Raw genomic sequence first — 23,225 nt, 5'->3', positions numbered from 1 at the left:
AAAATTTTTATATTGTGGAGGGATTCAATAATGTTAAAAAACAAAGAAATATCATTATATATCCATATTCCCTTTTGCAAGCAAAAGTGCCTATATTGTGATTTTCCCTCATTCTGTGGCAAAGAAAAACTTATGATTGAATATTCTAAGGCTTTAGCTAAAGATATAGAAAGTATTAAAGATAGAGTGATAAAGACAATATTTATAGGTGGGGGAACTCCCACCTATTTATCTTTAGAAGGATGGTTTAATATAAAGAAATCTATTGAAAAACTTATAAAGGCTGAAGATTTAGAATTTACAGTAGAGGGTAATCCAGGAACCTTTACAGAAGAAAAATTAAGATTTTTAAGAGAAATGGGAGTTAACAGATTAAGCATAGGACTTCAAGCATGGCAAAATCATTTGTTAGATAACTTGGGAAGAATACACAATATTAATGAATTTATAGATGCATACCAGCTTTCTAGAAAGTTAGGTTTTGATAATATAAACATAGATTTAATGTTTGGAATTCCAGACCAAAATATGAAAGATTTTAAAGAAACATTGAAGAATGTTGTAAATTTAAAGCCTGAGCATATTTCTTGTTATAGTCTCATTATTGAGGAAAATACACCTTTTTGTAAAATGTATGAGGAAGAGAAAATTAATTTACCAGAGGAAGAAATTGAAAGGGAAATGTACCGATATGCAATTGATTTTTTAGGGAAAAATGGATATTACCAGTATGAAATATCTAATTTTGCAAAGATGGAAAGAGAATGTGAACATAATTTGGTATATTGGAATTTAGAAGAATATGTAGGGTGTGGAGCTGGAGCACATTCATATGCTGATGGCTTAAGGTATAGAAAAACAGAAATTATAGAAGAATATATTAATGATATTAATACTAATAGAGAGTTAAAGCTTGATGTGCATAAAAACTCTATTAAAGATGATATGGAGGAATTCATGTTTATGGGACTTAGAAAAATAGAAGGAGTCTCTAAAAATGAATTTAATAAAAGATTTAGAAAAGACATTTTTTCAGTATATGAAGGGGTTCTAAAAAAGTATATAGGTAATGGTATGATGGTTAGAGAGGGTGACAAATTATTTTTAAGTAGAAGAGGAATAGAAGTTTCTAACAGCATTATGTGTGATTTTATTTTATGATAATATAAGCTTTAAGCTTTATTTTAAAAGAAGAAATAGTACCTATATACAACAGTATATAGGTATGACTAGATATCGTAAGAAAAATGGAGAAATTATAGGGATTATCCTATAAAATTTTACTAAATTATTTTATTTGATTCTATAATGCAATTTATGCAATGTTGACAAATAAAATTATGAGTGATATTTTTTAATCATAGTGATTAGCACTCAACAGCAATGAGTGCTAATAAAGAGGTGATATTGTGGAAATGGATGAAAGAAAAATAAGAATACTCCAGGCTATAATTAATGATTATATAAGTACTGCAGAGCCTGTAGGATCCAGAACCATAGCTAAAAAGTATGACCTAGGTATAAGTTCTGCTACTATAAGGAATGAGATGGCTGATCTTGAGGAAATGGGATATCTTGAACAACCTCATAGTTCAGCTGGTAGGAAACCTTCGAATAAAGGATATAGATTATATGTGGATAAGTTAATGAAAATTCATGAGCTAACTCCAGAGGAAGAATATATTATAAAAAATCAAATTTTAGTTAATGCATTATTTGAGGTAAATACAATAATAAAACATACAACAATGCTTTTATCCGAACTCACTAACCTTACATCCATTGTAAAAACACCTTCAGTAAGTAAGAGTTATATAAAATATATACAGCTAGTAAGTATAGATTCTAGTAATATATTATTAGTAATAATTACAGATAGTGGTATAATAAAAAACAATGTTATAAGAGTTGGAAAAGTCGTAAGTGCTGACGTATTAGCTAGATTAAGTAATATATTAAATGCGAGATTAAAGAATTTAAATTGTGAGCAAATAAACTTAGAGGTTATAAATAATCTAAAGAGAGATTTAGAGGGTCATGAGGACATATTCAATGCTATTATTCCCGTTTTACATGAAAGCTTAAGTAACAACGATAGTTCAGAAATATATATGGAAGGCACAACCAATATATTTAATTATCCAGAGTATAAGGATATAGATAAGGCCCGTGAATTTTTATCATTGTTAGATAATAAGAGTAAAGTGAGTGGTTTGCTAAATAACTCCTCAAATATTTCAATTAAAATAGGTGCAGAGAATTTTACTGAGGGTGCAGAAGATTGCAGTGTCATTTCAGCTGTATATAACGTGAAAGATAGGCCAATTGGTGAAATAGGAGTAATTGGGCCAACGAGAATGCCGTATTCAAAAGTAATTCCAGTACTAGCAAATGTTGTTAGGGAATTAAATTTTATTTTAACCAATCTGTATGATGGTGACAAATAGACTTAAAGTATAAATTTAAAACACTAGATAGGAGGAAAGGCATAAATGTTCAATGAAAAAGAGAAAAAAGTAGAAGAAAATGAAGAAATTGATTTGCTAGAGAAGGAAGAAGATTTGCAGGAAAGCAGTGATGTGAAAGAAAACCAAAGCGAAGAAGATCTGAGCAAAGAAAATAAGGATACTTCAGAAGAAGAAAATTTAGAACAAGAAGATACATTAGAAGAGCTAGAAAAATCAGTAAAGGACTTAAAATATGAGAATAAAAAGCTATCAGATGAAAATTCTAAATTAAATAGTGAACTCGAGGCTTTAAAAGACAGACTTGTAAGAACAACATCGGAGTATGATAACTTTAGAAAAAGAAGTGCAAAGGAAAAAGAAGGTATTTATACAGATGCATGTGAAGATGTATTAAAAGAAATGCTTCCTGTATTTGACAATCTAGAAAGAGCAATATCAGTAGAAGGAAGTATAGAAGATCTTAAAAAGGGTATAGAAATGACAATAAGGCAATTTGGTAATGCATTAGAAAAGCTAAATGTTGAAGAAATTTCAACAGAAGGCGAGTTTGATCCTCATCTACATAATGCTGTTATGCATATAGATGATGAACAATATGGGGTAAATTCAATAGTTGAAGTCTTTCAAAAAGGGTATAAAAAAGGTGAGAAGGTTTTGAGATATAGTATGGTCAAGGTTGCTAATTAAAATATAACTTTATATTTATTAAAGTTAAAAAATTATAGATAAATGAAAATACCTTAAATATAAATTTGAAAATATAATTACATTTAATACTAGGAGGTAATTAAGAATGGCAAAAGTAATAGGTATCGATTTAGGAACAACTAACTCATGTGTAGCGGTTATGGAAGGTGGAGATCCAGTAGTTATACCAAATGCTGAAGGTGCGAGAACTACTCCATCAGTAGTATCATTTCAAGCAAATGGAGAGAGATTAGTAGGACAGGTTGCAAAAAGACAATCAATTACAAATCCAGATAAAACAATAATATCTATAAAAAGACATATGGGAACAAACCATAAGGTAAATATAGATGGAAAAGAATATACACCACAAGAAATATCAGCAATGGTACTTCAAAAAATAAAGGTTGATGCTGAAGCTTATCTTGGTGAAACTGTTTCACAAGCAGTAATAACAGTTCCAGCTTATTTTAATGATAGCCAAAGACAGGCAACAAAAGATGCTGGGAAAATTGCTGGGCTTGAAGTATTAAGAATTATAAATGAACCAACAGCAGCATCACTTGCTTATGGTATTGATAAAATGGATCAAAATCATAATATATTAGTATATGACCTTGGTGGTGGTACTTTTGATGTATCAGTATTAGAACTTGGTGATGGATTATTTGAAGTTAAAGCTACAAATGGTGATACAAAACTTGGTGGAGATGACTTCGACCAAAAAATTATGGACTATATAGCAGAAACTTTCAAAGCTGAAAATGGAATAGACTTAAGAAACGATAAAATGGCTCTTCAAAGATTAAAAGAAGCTGCAGAAAAAGCTAAAATAGAGTTATCATCTTCAATGCAAACTAATATCAATCTTCCATTTATAACAGCAGATGCGACTGGTCCAAAGCATATTGATATGAATTTAACTAGAGCTAAATTTAATGAATTAACTCATGACTTAGTTCAAAGAACAATTGAACCAATGAGAAAAGCATTAAGTGATGCTGGACTTTCAATAGATCAAGTAGATAAAATTATACTTGTTGGTGGTTCTACAAGAATACCAGCAGTTCAAGAAGCTGTTAAAAACTTCACTGGAAAAGAACCTTCAAAAGGAGTTAACCCAGATGAATGTGTTGCAGTAGGTGCTGCTATTCAAGCAGGGGTTTTGACTGGTGATGTTAAGCAGGATATAGTACTTGTTGATGTTACTCCATTAACACTTGGTATTGAGACTTTAGGTGGAGTTGCTACTCCATTAATTCCAAGAAATACAGCAATACCAATTGAAAAGAGTCAGGTATTCTCAACAGCAGCAGACGGACAGACTTCTGTTGAAATTCATGTAGTTCAAGGTGAAAGACAAATGGCTGCTGATAACAAGACTCTTGGAAGATTTACACTTTCAGGAATAGCTCCAGCACCAAGAGGAATTCCACAAATAGAAGTTAAATTCAATATAGACTCTAATGGAATTGTTCATGTATCTGCTAAAGACAAAGGAACTGGAAAAGAAGCTAATATAACAATTACTGCTTCAACTAATTTAAGTGATGATGAAATAGATAAGGCAGTTAAAGAAGCTGAAAAGCATGCAGAAGAAGATAAGAAGAGAAAAGAATCAATAGAAGTTAAAAATAATGCTGATCAAACTGTTTACCAAACTGAAAAAACATTAAAAGATCTTGGTGACAAGGTATCAGCAGAAGACAAGACAAAATTAGAAGATCAGATAAAAGCTGTTAATGCAATTAAAGATGGAGATGACTTAGAAGCTATAAAGAAAGCTACAGAAGAGTTAACTCAAACATTCTACGCAATTTCATCTAAGATATACCAAGCTGCAAATCCTGAGGGAGCTGCTGGTGCTGGATTTGACCCAAATAATATGGGTGGAGCCAATACTGCTGGTGGCAATACTGGAGCAAAACAAGATGATAACGTAGTAGATGCTGATTACAAAGTTGAAGATGATAAATAATAATTTCCTCTTCACTCTTTAAGCACATGTGTGTATAATATATAGTAATGTAAGGGAGGAGTCTATACTCTTCCCTTAATTTAAGTAGTAAACTATTTTACTTTAATTAGGTGGTGAAAAATAAGGGATGGCAAAAAAAGATTATTATGAAATACTTGGACTAGAAAAAGGTGCTAGTGATGATGAAATAAAAAAGGCCTTCAGAAAAATGGCGTTAAAATACCATCCAGACAGAAACCAAGGCAGTAAAGAATCAGAAGCGAAATTTAAGGAAATAAATGAAGCTTACCAAGTTTTATCAGATCCCGAAAAGAAAGCTCAATATGACCAGTATGGAACAACTGATTTTAATGGAGGCGGATTTGAAGGAGGATTTGATTTTTCAGATTTTGGAGGTTTTGGAGGCTTTGGAGATATATTTGATTCCTTCTTTGGTGGAGGCTTCTCTGGTTCAGGAAAAAGAAGAAATGGTCCTGAAAGAGGCGCTGATCTTGAGTATTCATTGAATTTAACTTTTGAAGAAGCTGTTTTTGGAGTAGAAAAGGAAATAAGTATTACAAGAAGTGAAAGTTGTGAAAAATGTGGAGGCACTGGGGCAAAGTCTGGAAGCCACCCACAAACCTGTGATAAATGTGGTGGAACAGGTCAGGTAAGAACTCAGAGAAATACTCCTTTAGGAAGCTTTGTAAGTATGAGCACTTGTGATAAGTGCGCAGGTAAAGGAACTATAATAACTGACCCTTGTCCTGAATGTAAAGGAAAGGGTAGTGTTAGAAAACAAAGAAAAATAAAAATAAATGTACCAGCAGGTGTAGATACTGGAAATATAATACCTATAAGAGGACAAGGCGAGCATGGAAAAAACGGTGGCCCAACAGGCGATTTATATATAAATATTAGAGTATCTCCTCATGCTACTTTTAAAAGAAAAGGCTTTGATATCTATATAGACACTCATGTAAGCTTTGCTAAAGCTGCATTAGGAACAGAAATTAAGGTTCCTACAGTAGATGGAGATGTTAAATATGATGTTCCAGCAGGAACTCAACCAGGCACCATATTTAGATTAAAAGGCAAAGGGGTTCCAAAAGTTAATGGACATGGCAGAGGCGATCAGTATGTTAATGTAATAGTTGATATACCTAAAAATCTAAATCAAAAACAAAAAGAAGCTCTTGTAATGTTTATGGAAGCTAGCGGAGAAATTCCAGCTGGAGATGGTAATAAGAAATCTTTCGTTGATAAAATAAAAGATAGTTTTAAATAATAAAAATTAAGATGTGATTTTTTAGAGGACAGTGAAGGTGAGTTTTCTTCCTTCATTGTCCTCTGTCAATTGTCAACTTTCCTCTGAAAAGTGCGTCGAATAATTTTTAAGCTACGAATTAAAATGATAAAAAATGTAAAACATTAAAATATATGGAGGTTATTTATGGATAAAGAATGGATAGAGGTTACAATAGTTACTAGTAGTGAAGCTGTAGAAGCTGTTTCAGGCATATTGTACAATACTGGAGTTAAAGGAGTATCTATAGAAGATCCAGAAGATATAGAATTTAAGAAAAAACATCCTGGAGATTGGGATTATTTTGACGAAACACTACTTGATGTAAGGGATGGAGCAATAATTAAAGGATATTATAAGGAAGATGAAAAATTTGATGAATATCTAAAGTATATAGAAGACAGCGTTAATAATTTAGAGCAATTTGGTATAGATAAGGGTAAAGGTCTAATTACAGCGAATAAAGTAAATGAAGAAGACTGGGAGAACAACTGGAAAAAGTATTATAAACCTACTAAAATAGGAGAAAGAATAGTTGTAAAGCCTATTTGGGAAAATTATGATGTTAAAGAAGATGAATTGATTGTAGAGCTTGATCCAGGTATGGCTTTTGGTACAGGAACCCATGAAACTACTAGGATGTGCATTAAAGCATTGGAAAGGTATGTTAAGCCAGAATCAACAGTATTTGATATAGGAACAGGATCAGGAATTTTAGCTATTACTGCAGCAAAGCTTAAGGCTAAAGAAGTAATAGGGGTGGATTTAGACCCAGTAGCAGTAAAATCTGCACAAGAAAATGTAAAATACAATAACATAGATAACATAAAAATAATGCATGGAAATCTAATGGAAGTTGTTGAAGGAAAAGCAGATATTGTTATAGCTAATATAATTGCAGATGTAATAATATTCTTAACTGAAGGAGTTAAAAACTTTATAATACCAGGTGGATTGTTTATATCATCAGGTATTATTAAAGATAGAAAAGATGATGTAATAAAAAAGCTTGAGGAATGTGGGTTTAAAATAGAGGAAGTAAACGTAGATGGAGAATGGGTCTGCATTGTAGCTAAAAACTAGTAGAAAGAGGTTTTATGTTATGCATAAGTTTTTTGTTGCAAAGAATAGCATAATTGACGATAAAGCATATATTGAAGGAGACGACTTAAAACATATATATAAAGTTTTAAGACTTCAAGAAGGTGAAAAAGTTAGCATAAATAATTGCGAGGGTGAAGAATTTTTAGGTGTTATAGAAAAAGTAGATAAAAAAGAAGCTATCGTAAAAATTATAGAGAAATTAGAAACAAATAATGAAAGCAATATAGAAATTTATTTATTTCAAGGCCTTCCTAAATCGAGTAAAATGGATTTAATAGTACAGAAGGCTACAGAGCTTGGAGTGAAAGAAATAACACCTATAATAACAGAAAGAGTTATAGTTAAAAATGAAATAGGTGAGTTTAAAAAAATAGATAGATATATTAGAATTGCATTGGAAGCTTGTAAACAGAGCAAGAGAAGTGTGATACCCGAGGTAAAGAACCCATTGGAGTTTGATAGACTTCTAACTAAACTCAAGGAAATGGATTTAATTTTAGTACCTTATGAAAATGAAGAAGGATACGGAATAAAGAATGTAGTAAAAGATATAGCTCAAAAAGATATAAAAAAGATTGGTATAATAATTGGTCCAGAGGGTGGATTTGAGGAAAATGAAATAAATATTTTAAAGGAACTGGGAGCATATATAATTACGCTTGGTCCTAGAATACTCAGAACAGAAACTGCAGGTTTTGTATGTACATCTTTAATTATGTATGAGTTAGGAGATTTGGGAGGTCAAAGTCCTAAATTGGGCTTTAACGAGCAATTAGCTAGCAGGAGTGAGTAATTCTAATTGCTCAGTGTTCCGACTAAAAAGGAGGAATAATCTAATGAAAGTTGCTTTTACCACTTTAGGTTGTAGAGTTAATCAGTATGAGACTGAGGCTATGACTGAAAAATTTAAAAGAGAAGGTTATGAAGTAACACCTTTTGAAGAATATGCAGATGTATATGTTGTAAATACCTGCACTGTAACAAATATTGGCGATAAAAAATCTAGGCAGATGGTAAGTAGAGCGAGAAGAAAAAATGAAGATGCTATAATAGCAGTTGTTGGCTGCTATTCACAAATCGCTCCTGAAGAAGTTTCAAAAATAGAAGGTGTAGATGTAGTACTTGGAACTAGAAATAAAGGAGATATAGTATATTGGGTAAATAGGGCTAGAGAAGAAAAACAGAAAGTAATTGAAGTTAGCGATGTACTTAAAAATGATGTTTTTGAAAATTTAAATATAAATGAATATCAAGACAGAACAAGAGCATTTTTGAAAATTCAAGATGGATGTAATAGATTCTGTTCATATTGTCTAATCCCTTTTGCTAGAGGAGCAGTGTGTAGTAAAGAACCAGAAAAAGTTATCAATGAGGTAAAAGAACTTGCGGCACATGGCTTTAAGGAAATAATACTTTCAGGTATACATATAGCCTCATATGGTGTGGACTTAAAAGGTGATTATAACCTACTTAAGATACTCGAAGAAATAGATAAGGTTGAAGGGATTGAAAGAGTAAGAATCGGTTCTATTGATCCTCAATTTTTTACAGAAGGAGTTATAGATAAACTTAGTTCATTAAAAAAACTTTGTCCTCATTTTCACCTTTCACTGCAAAGTGGATGTGATGAAACACTTAAGAGAATGAACAGACGTTATACGACTAAAGAATATAGAAATATAGTTGAAGGACTAAGAAGAAGTATAAGGGATGTTTCTATAACTACGGATATAATAGTGGGATTTCCAGGCGAAGGTGAAGAAGAATTTAGTAGTACATACGAGTTTTTAAAAGACATAAAGCTTTCAAAGATGCATATATTTAAATACAGTCCAAGAAAAGGTACAAAAGCTGCAGGTATGATTGAACAAATAAATGGAAAAGTGAAAGATGAAAGAAGTAATATACTCATTGAATTAGATAAAGAATTAGAAAGTGAATTTATGAGTAAGTTTATTGGAAGAACCATGAAAGTGTTATATGAGCAGAAGCAAAATGGTTCAGATTGTCTATATGAGGGGTATACTCCTAATTATATAAAGGTAGTATCAAAAATTAACTCTAATGTGGAAGAAAAAATTATAAATACAAAATTAACTGAGGTTAAAAATGGAGTTATAGTAGGTGAATTCATTTAAAGGAAATATCTGATTAAGTTACATTAAATTTTAAATTTTTTAAAAATATTGTTTTATTTAGAAGGATATTTTCTATTAATATTGAATACTATAAAATCAAAGGAGGTGAAATTATGGAAGATTGTATTTTCTGTAAAATAGTGAAGGGTGAAATACCATGTGAAAAGGTTTATGAAGATGATAAGGTGCTAAGCTTTAAAGATATAAATCCAGGAGCTCCAAACCATGTTTTGATAATACCAAAACAACATATAAGCAATTTAAATGAAGTCACTGAAGAGGAGTCAATGCTGATAGCGCATGTGTTTTTAGTAGCAAAAGAAATTGTTAAAAAATTAGGTATTGATGATACTGGATATAGAATTGTTTCGAACTGTGGAGAAGATGGAGGGCAAACAGTACAGCATATTCATTTTCATGTATTAGGTGGTAGGTCACTTCAATGGCCTCCAGGCTAGAATACTACTGTTTTTAGTTATAGCCTGGTATATCATTCGTTGTAAGTTAATGGGATCGAATTAGTAATATTGTAAATATGAAATGAAATTGTTGACAGTTTCTAAATTAATGTTGTATAATAAACAATGTGCTATGTGACCCACATTGGCTGCATTTAATTTTTAGAATTAAATTGAGCTAGCGGAGGGAGGGATAAGATATGTCAGAAATAAGAGTTGGAGAAAACGAAACAATAGAAAGTGCATTAAGAAGATTTAAGAGAAAATGTGCTAGAGCTGGTGTTCTTTCTGAAGTTAGAAAAAGAGAACACTATGAAAAACCAAGTGTAAAGAGAAAAAAGAAATCAGAAGCTGCAAGAAAGAGAAAATTTAAATAGAACTCTTTTGTAAGAAGGTATTAATTGAACTTTTGTTAGATTGTCTTCCTTCAGCAGTTAAGCGAAGAGGAAATTTGCGAAATTGTTCGTCAAGCAGTTAGTAAAGTGGGAGTTAATAGCATAAAAGATATGGGTAAAGTAATGCCTGCAGTAATGTCTAGTATTAAGGTAGGACTGATGGTAAACTTGTAAGTCAAATTGTAAAACAATATTTGAATAAATAAAAGGTTGAGATGTTCTCAACCTTTTTTATTTTGTCATTTATTAAATTTATATCACATAAATTTAGTATGAAAGAATTTTTAGAGGTGGTAAAGTGGAGGACAAAATATATAAGACCAAACAAAGTATTGTAAAAAAACTAGATTTACCTAGAGATATAATACTGAATATGCCCAAAATTACTGTTACTGGCGACAACGAGATAGTTATAGAAAACCATAAGGGAATTGTACTCTTTGGTGAAGATCAAGTTAAAATTAATTCAGGAGTAGGGTTGATATCAATATATGGAGAAAGATTTGAAATATTGTTTATGGGTGGAAGCACCATAACAATAGGAGGGAAATTCAAATCTATAGTGTGTGAAGGAAATGAATAGATTTAAAAACCATAAAAAAGGCATAATTACCATAGAAATTCAATCCTTAATACCTGAAAGATTTGTTAATTTGATGTGGAAAAGTGATATTTATATAAAGAACATTAAGAAAAAAAGCATTACTACTATGACTATGGAAATTAATTTAAGTGATTACGATAAGATTGAAGAAATAGCTAAAAAAACAAGAACAAAAATTAAAATAACTGGAAGGAGAGGTTTGACTTTTCTTATCATTAAAATAAAGAGAAGAATAGCTTTGTCAGTAGGAATATTAGTCTTTATGGGGGTATTATATTATTTATCTACATTTATATGGAACATTGAAATAAGTGTAGACCACAATTTATCCCCCTATGAGATAAGGCAACAATTAATATCCTTTGGAGTCAAACCAGGAATAAGTAAAAGGAATATAAATGTATATGATATAGAGGAAAAGTTAATAAAAAGCAATGAAAGTATAATGTGGGTTAGAGCTAGAGTAGAAGGTGCTAAATTAAAAATAACAGCGGCAGAGAGACAATCACCACCTAACATCATTTCAGAAGATACTCCTTGCAATTTAGTAGCAAAAAAAGATGGGGAAGTGGTTAGGGTATACACTAAAGCAGGTACTTCGGTGGTGAAAAAAGGTGACATTATTAAAAAAGGACAAATATTAGTTAAGGGCGAGCAAGGAAAGGAAGGGGCTGTATACTCAGTCCATGCAGTAGGAGATGTGATATGTAGAACCTTCTATGAAGAATCTAAAAGTGTAAAAATTGATACGGTAAAAAAGGAGAGGACAGGAAATAAAATTGAAAATTTATATTTTACTATAGGTGGCAGAGATATATATTTAAAAAAATCTGTAAATAAGTTTAATAAGTATGATAAAATAGAAGATAATATATTTTTTATTAAGAGGCAAACTTACTATGAGGTAAAAGAAACTAAAATACATGGAGACTCTAAAAAAATTGTGGAAGATACCACAAATGAACTTTATTCAAAGATAACTGCGAACTTAGATAAGTCCGTTACAATCGTAGATAAAATAGTAAATTATGAGGCTGGGGATGCTTATATGATTAGAGTTTTAGTTGTGGCAGAAGAAAATATAGCAATACCAGAAAAAATTTCGGAGCAGAATGAGGAAAAGTAATGCATTAATTTACTAAAAATAAAAAGGTGGATAAGATGAAGAATATATCATTAAATGTACTTTTAAGTAAAGAAAAAGCTAATAGGGTATTAACGTTTATATTAACATTTGTTTTTATATATTCCGTATTATTTACAACATTAGTAACTAAAAGATATAACTTGAAGGAGGGAGATATTGCAAGATCAGATATCAAAGCTCCAAGAGAGGTGAAAGACCAGATATCTACTGAAGCAAGAATACAACAGGCAGTTGATTCGGTTCCAATTCAATATAGCAAAAAAACTGAAGTTAAAACTGATACAGTAAATAAAATAAATTCTTTCTTTACACGAGTATCTCAAATAAAGGATACTTCTGGAGATGAAAAAGATAAAATTCAAGCCTTAAAAAGTGGTTCTGAAATTAGTTTATCAGATGATGATTATTTGACATTGATAAAATTAAATAAAGAAGATATAAAAACATTAGAAAATTTTTTAGATAAAACGATGGTTGATCTTTATGATAATAATAACATAAGTGATAATAGTCAAAAAGATAATATAGATGATATAAAAAAGGCACAAGAGAATATATTATTTACAGTAAATTCATCAAAAATTTCCAAATCTCTTAAAGATGTAGCTGTATCTATAGCTTATTCACAAGTAGCTCCTAACTTTTTCTATGATAAGGAAAAAACTGAGGAGTTGAAGAATGAAGCTATTAAAAAGGTTCCACCAATTATGATTAAAAAGGATCAAATAATAGTAAAAGAAGGAGAGCCGATAACAAAATATCAAATAGAATTGCTGAAGGATTTAGGACTTTTAAATGATAACTCTCATTTTCAATGGTATATATATATTAGTTTAAGTATACTGATACTTTTAGTGATATCAGTAGAATGGTTTTATCTATACAAATATCATGAACAAGTCTATAATGACACAAATACACTTATGATGATAAATATACTAAGCTGTATATCTGTACTTTTAGCAAGAATATTTTCAGTAGTTTCACCATTTTTAATACCACTTGCATGTGTACCAATGCTTTTCACACTTTTGGTAAATCATAAAATATCTCTAACAATAAATGTGTTAAACTGCATATTAATAGCTGGAGCTGTGGACTTTAATATAGAAATAATCATACTAGCCACATTAAATGCTGTCGTTGGCGCAATAATATTGAAGAAAATGCAGCAGAGAAACGATATACTTTATTCTTCCTTATATATAGCCATAATTAATGTTATTTTTACTTTTTCAGTAGGATTCTTATTGAGCAATAGCATTGGAGATGTAACAAAAAGGGCATCATATGCATGTGTAGCTAGTATATTGTCTGGGGTATTGACTATAGGTCTTTTACCATTTTTAGAAAGCACTTTTGATATAGTAACTACAATAAAATTACTAGAACTTTCAAATCCTAATAATCCTTTGCTAAAAAGATTATTAATTGAAGCTCCTGGAAGTTATCACCATAGTATTTTAGTTGGTAATTTAGCGGAAGTTGCGGCAGAAGAAGTTGGAGGAAACCCTGTACTTGCAAGAGTTTCGGCTTATTATCACGATATTGGAAAAATAAAAAGACCTTATTTTTTCAAAGAAAACCAACTTGGAAATGATAATCCTCACGATAAAATTACGGCCAATTTAAGTACTCTTATAATAACTTCCCATGTTAAAGATGGGGTTGATTTATCAAGAGAATACAAAATTCCTAAGGTTATAAGAGATATAATAGAGCAGCATCATGGAAAAACACTTGTGAAATATTTTTATGTTACTGCTAAAAATTCCAGTAAAAATCCAGAATCCATAAATGAAGAGGAATTTAGATATCCAGGTCCTATACCAGAAACAAAAGAGGCAGGAATTATGATGCTTGCAGATAGTGTAGAGGCTGCAGTGAGATCTATAAGTGATCCTACTAAGTCTAAAATTGAAGAAATGGTGAATAATATTATAAGGGATAGACTTAACGAAGGTCAACTTGATAACTGCGATTTAACTTTAAAGGACATAAATAAAATTAAGCAAGCCTTTTTTAAAGTCTTAACTGGAATATATCATCAAAGAATAGAGTATCCAGAAGAGAAACCTAAAAATAGTAATGTCTAGCAAAGGAGTAAGTAAATGATTTATATAGATGATCGACAAGAAAAAATTCCTGTCAATGAAGAGCTGAAAAAAAATATAGAATCAGTAATTGAATATGCATTAAAAGAAGAAAAGGTTAATATACCTTGCGAGGTAAGTGTTATATTTGTAGATAATAATGAAATTAGAGAAATAAATAGAGAAAATAGAAATATCGATAAGGCCACAGATGTGCTTTCATTTCCAATGCTGGAATATCCAGAAAGTAGGGTGTTCAAGGAAGTATATTTAAATTATAACTTTCATCCTAGTGACTTAGATGAAGGAAACTTAGTACTTGGAGATATAGTTTTATCTTTAGAAAAAGCAGAAGAGCAGAGAATAGAGTTTAATCATTCCTTTTTAAGAGAGGCGGCATATCTTACAGTACATTCTGTGCTTCATTTACTTGGATATGACCATATGAAAGAAGAGGAAAAAAAAGTCATGAGGAAAAGAGAAGAAGAAATTCTAAAAGAATTTAGAATATTAAGGTGATATTATAGCTTTTAACTATGCTTAAAGGTGGTGTTACTATGAAGGTAAAAAAATTACTAGACAGCTTTAATTATGCAATAGAAGGAATAATATATGCAGTTAGAACTCAGAGAAATATGAGGATACATATGATAGCAGCTCTGGTTGTTCTAGCTGCTTGCTTTTTTTATGATTTATCCAAAATGGAAATTTTAGCAATAACAATTACTGTAACGATGGTCATTATGGCGGAGCTTTTAAATACTGCGATAGAGTTTGCAGTGGATGCGACTACTAATTACTATCATCCTCTTGCTAAACTTGCTAAAAATGTAGCAGCAGGAGGAGTGCTAATAACAGCTATAAATGCAATAGTTGTTGGATACGTGATATTTTGGGATAAACTAAAACATATAAATTTTATATTAATTAAAAAGATGAAAGATTCAAGCCCTTATACAATATTTATAATACTTGCAATTGTGTGTATTACTACTATAGTGGTAAAAGCGATTTTTGGTGAAGGGACTCCTCTTAAAGGAGGAATGCCTAGTGGTCATAGTGCAATAGCCTTTTCTATAGCAACGACTATAGCACTTACCACAGGACAGCTGAGTGTATTAATCTTAAGTTATTTACTTGCATTTATAGTAGCACAAAGTAGAGTAGATTCCGAAGTACACTCTATTATAGAGGTTATTGCAGGTGGAATTTTCGGAACTTTGATTACGGTACTTTTGTTTAGAATATTTAGCTAAAAAGTATTTAAGCGTATTACTATAATTTTTTAAGATTAAGAAAGCTAATGAATAAAAATATTGCAATAGATGAAAATAATGTTATAATTTATTTACAACACTTAGGGTATAATTATTTATAGCAGGTAAAAATAATTATTGCTAAGAATAAAGATAAATATATAATTAGAAAAATTAGAGAAAGTTTTACCAGAAGCTTTTACTAAAGAAGGTTTAGGAAAGTAAGGAGAGAACGTATGTTTAAATCAGGATTTGTAACAATTATAGGAAGACCTAATGTAGGAAAATCAACATTACTTAACAGAATTATGGGAGAAAAATTATCTATAGTATCTTGCAAGCCTCAAACTACTAGAAATAACATTCAGACAATACTGACAGAAGATGATTTCCAATTAGTATTTGTGGATACTCCAGGAATTCATAAACCCAAACATAAGCTTGGTGAATATATGGTTAAAATTGCTCAGGATTCTGTAAAAGAAGTTGACCTAGTACTCTTCTTGATTAACCCAGAGAATGAAGTTGGAAAAGGTGACTTATACATATTAGAACAGTTAAAAGAGTGCGGAGTTCCTATATTTTTGGTTGTAAATAAAATTGATGAAAATCCAGCAGAAAAAGTAGCAGAAACATTGAAAAGTTATTCAGAACTTTTTAATTTTAAAGAAATTATACCTATATCGGCATTAAATGGAAAAAACGTAGATAAATTAAAAAAGCTCATGGTTGAATATATGCCAGAAGGTCCTAAATATTATCCAGAGGATATGATTACAGATCAACAAGAGAGGTTTATAGTAGCAGAGACAATTAGAGAAAAGGCACTAAGACTTCTTTCTCAAGAAGTACCTCATGGTATAGCAGTGGATATTATTACGATGAAGAAAGATGAAAAAGGAATCTATCATATTGAAGGAAATATATTGTGTGAAAGAGATTCGCACAAGGGAATAATTATAGGAAAAAATGGGGCAATGCTAAAAAAAATATCTACTTATGCTAGACAAGATATCGAAAAATTTCTTGGCAACAAAATTTATTTAGAATTATGGGTCAAAGTGAAGAAAGAGTGGAGAGACAGTATAACTACATTGAAGGATTTAGGATATAAATAAAAAGTTCAAATTACTTTAACAAGACACACTATCTAGCAATTAGGGGATGATTTTCTGTCTATATTTAAAAGTAGAGCTGTAGTAATAAAAACACAGGATATAAAGGAAGCAGATAAATTGGTTTGGCTTTTTAGCGAAAAATTAGGAAAGATATCTACCATTGCAAAAGGAGCAAAAAAAAGTAGAAATAATTTATTTACAACTACTTTACAGTTTTGTTATGGAGATTATGTGGTTTATAAGGGAAAAAGTCTTTATACAATAAATGAAAGTAGAATAATAGATTCTTTTCAAGATTTGCTTAATGATTTAGATACATTAACCTATGCATCATATTTTTGCGAACTCATAGATATATGTATGCAGGATGAAGAAAGCAATAGGGAATTATTTAGACACTTAGTTACAGCATTTTATCTTATAAAAAATAAAGCTGTTGATATGGAAACCTTAGCAAGAGCCTACGAAATAAAGGTTCTGGAAGCTACTGGATATGGTTTGAATTTAGAAAAATGTTGTATGTGCAAAAAAAAGCTAAATCATTGTAACTATATAAGTTTTCAGTATTCTGGAGGGACTTGTTCAGATTGTGAAAGAGTTAATGGTACATATATAAGCAATGCGACTTACAATGCGTTAAGATATTTATCTAGAATACCATTGGAAAATGTATATAGAATCTCCTTATCAGAGGAAATAAAAAAGGAGCTTTATAAAATACTATCTTTAATTATATCTCAAAATTATTTTAGAAAACCAAAAAGTTTGGATACCCTTAGTTATCTGTTAAACTTTCAGAATAATCAAGATGAATTTTAAGTAAACTAAAATTATTAATATTATAAATCTATATACATTAATGAAAAGGAGTGAAAGAAATGAGTGAAATTACTTTAGAAAAAATAGACATAATAAGAGAAAGAACTGCAGTAAGTTACACAGAGGCCAAAGAAGCCTTAGAAATTTCTCAAGGCAACGTAGTTGATGCTTTAATATATATAGAACAAAGTAAAAAATCAACCATGGATAATATATACACTACGAAAGACGAATTTTTGGATTGGTTGAAGGACTTAGTCAATAAGGGCAATGTTAACAGAATAAGGATAAAAAAAGAAGAAAGAGTAATAGTTGATATACCAGTAAATGCTGGTATTGCAGCAACTTTGACAGCATTAGTTTGGCCTCCATTAATAGCTATTGGGATCTTAACTGCAGTTGTTACAAATGTTACAATAGAAATAACAAAAGATGATGGTACTGTAGAGGTTATAAATAAAATTATAAAAACTAGTGTAAAAGATACTGTAAAAGACACTGTGAAAGATGTAAAAGAAAAGGTAGCTGATGTAGCATCCACAGTAAAAGAAAAATTTACTCATAAAGATGAAAATAAAGAGCATAAGGTAGAAAATACTTATCAATACACAGTAAAATTTGAAGATATAGAAGATGATGTTAAAAGCAATGGAACTGTAGACTATCAAACTGTAATAAATGAAGATATGGACGATAATGGTAAAATATAGAGATAAATGTAGATAAAGATATGTAGTTTAAAAAAATTGTAATTTATATTTGCGGGTAAATTAAGGAATAAACTTGTTTACGTATAAATAAAAATAATTAATGTACTAATGAATAAGGATTTACTAAAAAGTCAGCTAACAATATTTTTTTATTGCTGACTTTTTATAATTTTAAAAAATAAGTCTAAAAAAAAATATGTACAATTTAACTGTAATGTTATAATATATAATTTACATATGATTATTAAACCAAGGATTTAATTAATATTAAAAAATTTTAAAAAAACTATATAAATTGATTATAAAAAATTCAAAAAACAACTAAATTTTTAAAAGTGATATACTACTTATTTTAATGTGTGTTATAATTGACAAGAAGAAAATATATAGTATATCAATAAAACACATAGCTAATTAAGGGGAATTTTTCACTTTAGAAAATCCCTAGGGCTATTGATTAAGAGGGAGGGTGATTATTATTAAATTATCACCAAGGCAAGAACAAATAATAAAATTAGTCAAAGAAACTGAGCCAATCACAAGTGAGCAATTAGCATCTAAGCTTAGTGTAACAAGAGCTGCTTTGAGGCCAGATCTAGCTATTCTTACTATGACGGGTATTTTAGAAGCTAAGCCAAAAGTAGGCTATGTGTATTCCCAAAAGCCCTCTCATAGCTTAGTTTATGATTATATTAGAAATATAAAAATAAAAGACATAATGTCGAAGCCAGTAGTAGTAGATGAAAATACAACTGTATATGATGCAATAGTGCATCTATTTTTAAACGACGTGGGTACATTGTTTATTGAGAATAATGGGGTACTTATTGGGGCTGTATCCAGAAAAGACTTTTTAAAGATAGCTATGGGTGGAACAGATATTCATAAAGTTCCAGTAGGTATAATAATGACAAGAATGCCTAATATTATTTTTGTGGAAAAGGAAGATACGGCATACATAGCTGCATTTAAAATTATGGAGCATGAAGTGGATAGTCTTCCAGTTGTGGAAAAAGTACTTATGGATGGAAAGGAATCTTTTAAAATTGTAGGAAAAGTTTCAAAAACTAATATTACAAAGCTATTTGTAAAAATGGGGGAGAATAGCTAAAGAAAGTGAATGGATTTTTTAAATCCGTTGACATATAAAATATAATAAAAGGGGATGTGACTTTATGGCAGGTAAAAAATATGTATACCTTTTTAATGAGGGAAATGCAAGTATGAAGAACTTGCTTGGAGGCAAAGGGGCTAACCTTGCAGAAATGACGAATTTAGGAATACCAGTACCACAAGGGTTTACAGTATCTACAGAGGCTTGTACTAGATATTATGAAGATGGAAAGAAATTGTCAGATGACATTATTGAGCAAATTTATACATCTTTAAGTAATATTGAAAAGTCGACAGGAAAAAAATTGGGCAGCGTGGAAAATCCCTTACTTGTCTCAGTAAGGTCAGGAGCAAGGGCTTCGATGCCAGGAATGATGGATACAATATTAAACTTGGGATTAAATGATAAGACTGTAGAAGGGGTATCGAAGCTTACAAACAATGAAAGATTTGCATATGACTCCTATAGAAGATTTATACAAATGTTCTCAGATGTTGTTATGGGAATTGAAAAAAGAAAATTTGAAGATATACTAGATAAAGCTAAAGAAGATAGAGGTGCAAAATTTGATACTGATTTAAGTGCTTCAGATTTAAAAGATATAGCTAGAAAATACAAGGATTTATACAAGAAAGAACTAGGAAACGAATTTCCACAGGATCCAAGAGAGCAACTGTTAGAATCTGTAACAGCTGTGTTTAGATCGTGGGATAATCCTAGGGCTATAGTTTACAGAAGACTAAATGATATACCAGGGGATTGGGGTACAGCTGTAAATGTTCAATCTATGGTATTTGGTAATATGGGAGATACATCGGGAACTGGTGTTGCATTTACAAGAAACCCTGCTACAGGAGAAAAGCTGATATTTGGAGAGTATTTAATAAATGCGCAAGGTGAAGATGTTGTTGCAGGAATTAGAACCCCTCAACCTATAAAAAGATTAAAGGAAGATCTGCCAGACTGTTATAAACAATTTATGGATATAGCGAATAGTCTTGAAAAGCATTATAAAGATATGCAAGATATGGAATTTACGATAGAGCAGGGTAAGCTATATTTCTTGCAGACAAGAAATGGTAAAAGGACAGCTCAAGCGGCATTAAAGATAGCTGTTGAGATGGTTGAAGAGGGACTTATAACAAAAGAAGAGGCAATGCTTAAGGTAGATCCTAAACAATTAGATTCACTCTTACATCCAAATTTTGACCAAAATGAGATAAAGAATGCTCAAGTGATAGCAAAAGGCTTACCAGCATCACCAGGTGCTGCTTGTGGTAAAGTTTATTTTACTGCCGAAGATGCTAAAATGCATCACGAACAAGGAGAAAAGGTAATCCTGGTAAGATTAGAAACTTCACCAGAAGATATAGAAGGTATGGTTGCTGCTGAGGGTATACTTACAGCAAGAGGTGGAATGACTTCACACGCTGCAGTTGTTGCCAGAGGAATGGGAACATGTTGCGTAGCTGGTTGTGGAGATATAAGGGTTAATGAGGATTCAAAAATATTTGAAGTCGGTGGCAAGGTATATCACGAAGGAGATTATATATCACTTGATGGCAGTACAGGAAATGTATATGGTCAAGCAATTAAAACTGTTGATCCCGAAATAAGTGGATATTTTGGAACATATATGGCATGGGCAGATGAAATTAGAACGCTAGGGGTTAGAACAAATGCTGATACTCCAAGAGATGCTAAGCAGGCTATTAAGTTTGGTGCACAAGGCATAGGACTTTGTAGAACTGAGCATATGTTCTTTGATGAGGATAGGATACCGGCGGTTAGAGAGATGATACTATCTAAAACGGAAACTCAAAGAAGAAAAGCGTTAGATAAGTTATTACCAATGCAAAGAGAAGATTTTATTGGAATATATGAGGCCATGGAAGATAGACCAGTGACTATAAGGCTTTTAGATCCACCACTTCATGAATTCTTACCACAGGAAGATGAAGATATTAGAGATCTAGCAAAAGAGATGGATATAAGCTTTGAAGAATTAAAATCCACTGTAGAATCATTACATGAATTTAATCCAATGATGGGACATAGAGGCTGTAGACTTCCAGTATCTTATCCTGAAATGGCAGAAATGCAGACTAGAGCTATAATAGAGGCAGCTTTAGATGTTAAGAAGAGAAATGGATATAATATTGTTCCAGAAATAATGATACCACTTGTTGGTGAATTAAAAGAATTAAAATTTGTAAAGGATATAGTTGTTAGAATAGCTAATGAAATCATAGAAAAACAAGGTGTAGAAATGAAATATCTTATAGGTACTATGATAGAGATACCAAGAGCAGCTCTTACAGCAGATGAAATTGCAAAAGAATCGGAATTCTTTTCCTTCGGAACAAATGATTTAACTCAAATGACTTTTGGATTCTCAAGAGATGACGCTGGCAAATTCCTAAACGATTATTATGATAATAAAATATATGAGTTTGATCCATTTGCTAAGCTAGATCAAGTTGGAGTTGGTAAACTTGTTAAAATGGGTGTAGAACTTGGCAGAAAAACAAGGCCGGATATACACCTTGGATTATGTGGAGAACATGGAGGGGATCCATCTTCTGTTGAATTTTTCCACAATGTAGGATTGGATTATGTATCTTGTTCACCGTTTAGGGTTCCGGTAGCTAGACTTGCAGCCGCACAAGCAGAGGTAAAGAATCCACGATTAAGCAAATAATAAAAGAATAATAGGCATTTAAAGCTATATACTATAAAAAATAAGGTATTGCGATTTAGAACTAATTATTAATTTTAAAAGCAATACCTTATTTTTATTTATAAAATTAATAAACTATTTTATTAAGCGAAATATGAGTAGCAAAAAAAACATTAGAGAATATAATATACTATAACAAAAGAAAAAATGAAAATAATTGGTAGAATAATTTTTTTCTATTAAAAGAACAAAATTATTAGGAGTGATAAGCATTATGTCATGTAAGACGAATCTAATTCCACCTCAATATCAACCTGAATGTGAATCAAAAAAATTAATTCAAGTTCCAAAAATTATTGGATTTGGGAAAAAACAAGAATTCGTAGTTAGAGAACTAACAATTTCACCACCAAGTCCTGCAGTTTTTCGTATTGAAGATATTGATAAAATAGTTGTAATTACAGATTTTAAATTAATACCATTAAATACGAATAATTATGGGCGTAAAGTTTGTGATAAGTTCTTTGGAAAAGTAATCATTGATGGTTATGTTGATAAGAATATAAACTATAAAACAATAACAGATTTTACAGGAACTGATGTAAATGGTCCTTTATATCACTTCACAACAAGAGTAGACTTTGCTACTTTCGTTGAGGTAGTTGCAACAGAGCCTATCAAAGAAACTGATAATGTTGAAATATTAAGCGCTTTTGTAGAAGGTGAAAAAGAAGAACTTCTAAATCCAAATTCTGTACCAGTAGGAGCTCCAAGTTGGGCAGTAACTTATAATTCAATTCTTGAAAAAATGATTATAGGTATTGAACTTAAAGTTACAAGAAGTGAGCATATTTATTGTTAAAAATATCTTGAATTGTCAAAAATAAAAATTGAATACTGATTTTAAATAATATAAATTAGATTACCTTTAAAAATTTTCTTAAGGCTGCAGATAAAAATAATTCATCTGCAGTTTTTTTACGTTTAGTAAGTCTGATGAGCAGATAGATCAGTTACATCCAAGGCAGACGCTTACCTCATACGCAGGGAGATGTTTACATTCTTCCAGCATATGAGGTAAGTGCTTGGTTTAGATATCTTATTGCAAAAGACAATCATTACAGTGGCTTTCAGCCACGATCAATAAAAGTAACTTAGCTTCAAGACAGCT

At 30.9% G+C, this 23,225-nt stretch carries 21 protein-coding genes and 1 pseudogene; all 22 read left to right on the top strand.

Annotation, left to right across the window (positions count from 1 at the left end):
* The first annotated feature begins 30 nt into the window (after positions 1-30).
* The 22 genes and pseudogenes from hemW to I6U48_RS08820 all read left to right on the top strand — a co-directional run bounded on the left by hemW (position 31) and on the right by I6U48_RS08820 (position 22,916).
* On the top strand, positions 31-1,161 hold the full coding sequence (hemW, locus tag I6U48_RS08925) for a radical SAM family heme chaperone HemW (RefSeq protein ID WP_218320066.1): 1,131 nt from the start codon (positions 31-33) through the stop codon (positions 1,159-1,161).
* 248 nt (positions 1,162-1,409) lie between these two features.
* Positions 1,410-2,447 (top strand): heat-inducible transcriptional repressor HrcA, encoded by a 1,038-nt coding sequence (gene hrcA / locus I6U48_RS08920; RefSeq protein ID WP_218320065.1) that lies wholly within the window; start codon positions 1,410-1,412, stop codon positions 2,445-2,447.
* 45 nt (positions 2,448-2,492) lie between these two features.
* The gene (grpE, locus tag I6U48_RS08915; RefSeq protein WP_218320064.1) at positions 2,493-3,155 is read left to right on the top strand and encodes a nucleotide exchange factor GrpE; all 663 of its coding nucleotides are present in this window, start codon (positions 2,493-2,495) and stop codon (positions 3,153-3,155) included.
* A 106-nt stretch (positions 3,156-3,261) separates the two neighbouring features.
* Entirely contained in the window at positions 3,262-5,133 is a 1,872-nt protein-coding gene (gene dnaK, locus I6U48_RS08910) for a molecular chaperone DnaK (RefSeq protein ID WP_218320063.1), read from the top strand.
* Between the two features lie 127 nt (positions 5,134-5,260).
* Positions 5,261-6,400, top strand: coding sequence for a molecular chaperone DnaJ (gene dnaJ / locus I6U48_RS08905; protein ID WP_218320062.1), 1,140 nt, complete (start codon positions 5,261-5,263; stop codon positions 6,398-6,400).
* A 165-nt stretch (positions 6,401-6,565) separates the two neighbouring features.
* Positions 6,566-7,501 (top strand): 50S ribosomal protein L11 methyltransferase, encoded by a 936-nt coding sequence (gene prmA / locus I6U48_RS08900; RefSeq protein ID WP_218320061.1) that lies wholly within the window; start codon positions 6,566-6,568, stop codon positions 7,499-7,501.
* Positions 7,502-7,520: 19 nt separating this feature from the next.
* Complete coding sequence (locus I6U48_RS08895) at positions 7,521-8,315, top strand: 16S rRNA (uracil(1498)-N(3))-methyltransferase (protein ID WP_218320060.1); 795 nt, start codon at positions 7,521-7,523, stop codon at positions 8,313-8,315.
* Positions 8,316-8,358: 43 nt separating this feature from the next.
* Positions 8,359-9,660, top strand: a complete 1,302-nt coding sequence (gene mtaB / locus I6U48_RS08890) for a tRNA (N(6)-L-threonylcarbamoyladenosine(37)-C(2))-methylthiotransferase MtaB (protein WP_218320059.1) — start codon at positions 8,359-8,361, stop codon at positions 9,658-9,660.
* Between the two features lie 113 nt (positions 9,661-9,773).
* Positions 9,774-10,118, top strand: coding sequence for a histidine triad nucleotide-binding protein (locus I6U48_RS08885; protein WP_218320058.1), 345 nt, complete (start codon positions 9,774-9,776; stop codon positions 10,116-10,118).
* Positions 10,119-10,318: 200 nt separating this feature from the next.
* A complete protein-coding gene (gene rpsU / locus I6U48_RS08880) occupies positions 10,319-10,495 on the top strand; it encodes a 30S ribosomal protein S21 (RefSeq protein ID WP_066618478.1) in 177 nt (58 codons plus the stop codon).
* A gap of 23 nt (positions 10,496-10,518) precedes the next feature.
* A pseudogene (locus I6U48_RS08875) lies at positions 10,519-10,719 on the top strand (GatB/YqeY domain-containing protein); the annotation flags it as partial.
* Between the two features lie 92 nt (positions 10,720-10,811).
* The gene (gene yqfC, locus I6U48_RS08870; protein ID WP_218320057.1) at positions 10,812-11,096 is read left to right on the top strand and encodes a sporulation protein YqfC; all 285 of its coding nucleotides are present in this window, start codon (positions 10,812-10,814) and stop codon (positions 11,094-11,096) included.
* Positions 11,089-12,243 (top strand): sporulation protein YqfD, encoded by a 1,155-nt coding sequence (gene yqfD, locus I6U48_RS08865; protein WP_218320056.1) that lies wholly within the window; start codon positions 11,089-11,091, stop codon positions 12,241-12,243. Before yqfC ends, yqfD begins: the two co-directional genes overlap by 8 nt.
* 35 nt (positions 12,244-12,278) lie before the next feature.
* Positions 12,279-14,360 carry an HD family phosphohydrolase gene (locus I6U48_RS08860; RefSeq protein ID WP_218320055.1) on the top strand — a complete coding sequence of 694 codons (2,082 nt, stop codon included), beginning with the start codon at positions 12,279-12,281 and terminating at the stop codon, positions 14,358-14,360.
* Between the two features lie 15 nt (positions 14,361-14,375).
* Positions 14,376-14,876, top strand: coding sequence for an rRNA maturation RNase YbeY (gene ybeY / locus I6U48_RS08855; protein ID WP_218320054.1), 501 nt, complete (start codon positions 14,376-14,378; stop codon positions 14,874-14,876).
* Positions 14,877-14,914: 38 nt separating this feature from the next.
* Positions 14,915-15,613, top strand: coding sequence for a diacylglycerol kinase (locus I6U48_RS08850; RefSeq protein ID WP_218320053.1), 699 nt, complete (start codon positions 14,915-14,917; stop codon positions 15,611-15,613).
* A 236-nt stretch (positions 15,614-15,849) separates the two neighbouring features.
* Positions 15,850-16,731, top strand: coding sequence for a GTPase Era (gene era, locus I6U48_RS08845; RefSeq protein WP_218320052.1), 882 nt, complete (start codon positions 15,850-15,852; stop codon positions 16,729-16,731).
* Positions 16,732-16,785: 54 nt separating this feature from the next.
* Entirely contained in the window at positions 16,786-17,550 is a 765-nt protein-coding gene (recO, locus tag I6U48_RS08840; RefSeq protein ID WP_218320147.1) for a DNA repair protein RecO, read from the top strand.
* Between the two features lie 59 nt (positions 17,551-17,609).
* Positions 17,610-18,260, top strand: coding sequence for a DUF4342 domain-containing protein (locus I6U48_RS08835; RefSeq protein ID WP_218320051.1), 651 nt, complete (start codon positions 17,610-17,612; stop codon positions 18,258-18,260).
* 469 nt (positions 18,261-18,729) lie between these two features.
* Positions 18,730-19,371, top strand: coding sequence for a transcriptional regulator CcpN (ccpN, locus tag I6U48_RS08830; protein ID WP_218320050.1), 642 nt, complete (start codon positions 18,730-18,732; stop codon positions 19,369-19,371).
* A gap of 64 nt (positions 19,372-19,435) precedes the next feature.
* Positions 19,436-22,075: a pyruvate, phosphate dikinase gene (gene ppdK, locus I6U48_RS08825; RefSeq protein WP_218320049.1), complete on the top strand. Its 2,640-nt coding sequence runs from the start codon at positions 19,436-19,438 to the stop codon at positions 22,073-22,075.
* A gap of 253 nt (positions 22,076-22,328) precedes the next feature.
* On the top strand, positions 22,329-22,916 hold the full coding sequence (locus I6U48_RS08820; protein WP_218320048.1) for an SPOCS domain-containing protein: 588 nt from the start codon (positions 22,329-22,331) through the stop codon (positions 22,914-22,916).
* Positions 22,917-23,225: the final 309 nt, after the last annotated feature.

Source organism: Clostridium thailandense, assembly GCF_019207025.1.
In the GTDB taxonomy this organism is placed as follows: domain Bacteria; phylum Bacillota; class Clostridia; order Clostridiales; family Clostridiaceae; genus Clostridium_AM; species Clostridium_AM thailandense.
The sequence above is the reverse complement of the archived record's forward strand: the minus strand, read 5'-3'. Positions and strand labels throughout refer to the sequence as shown.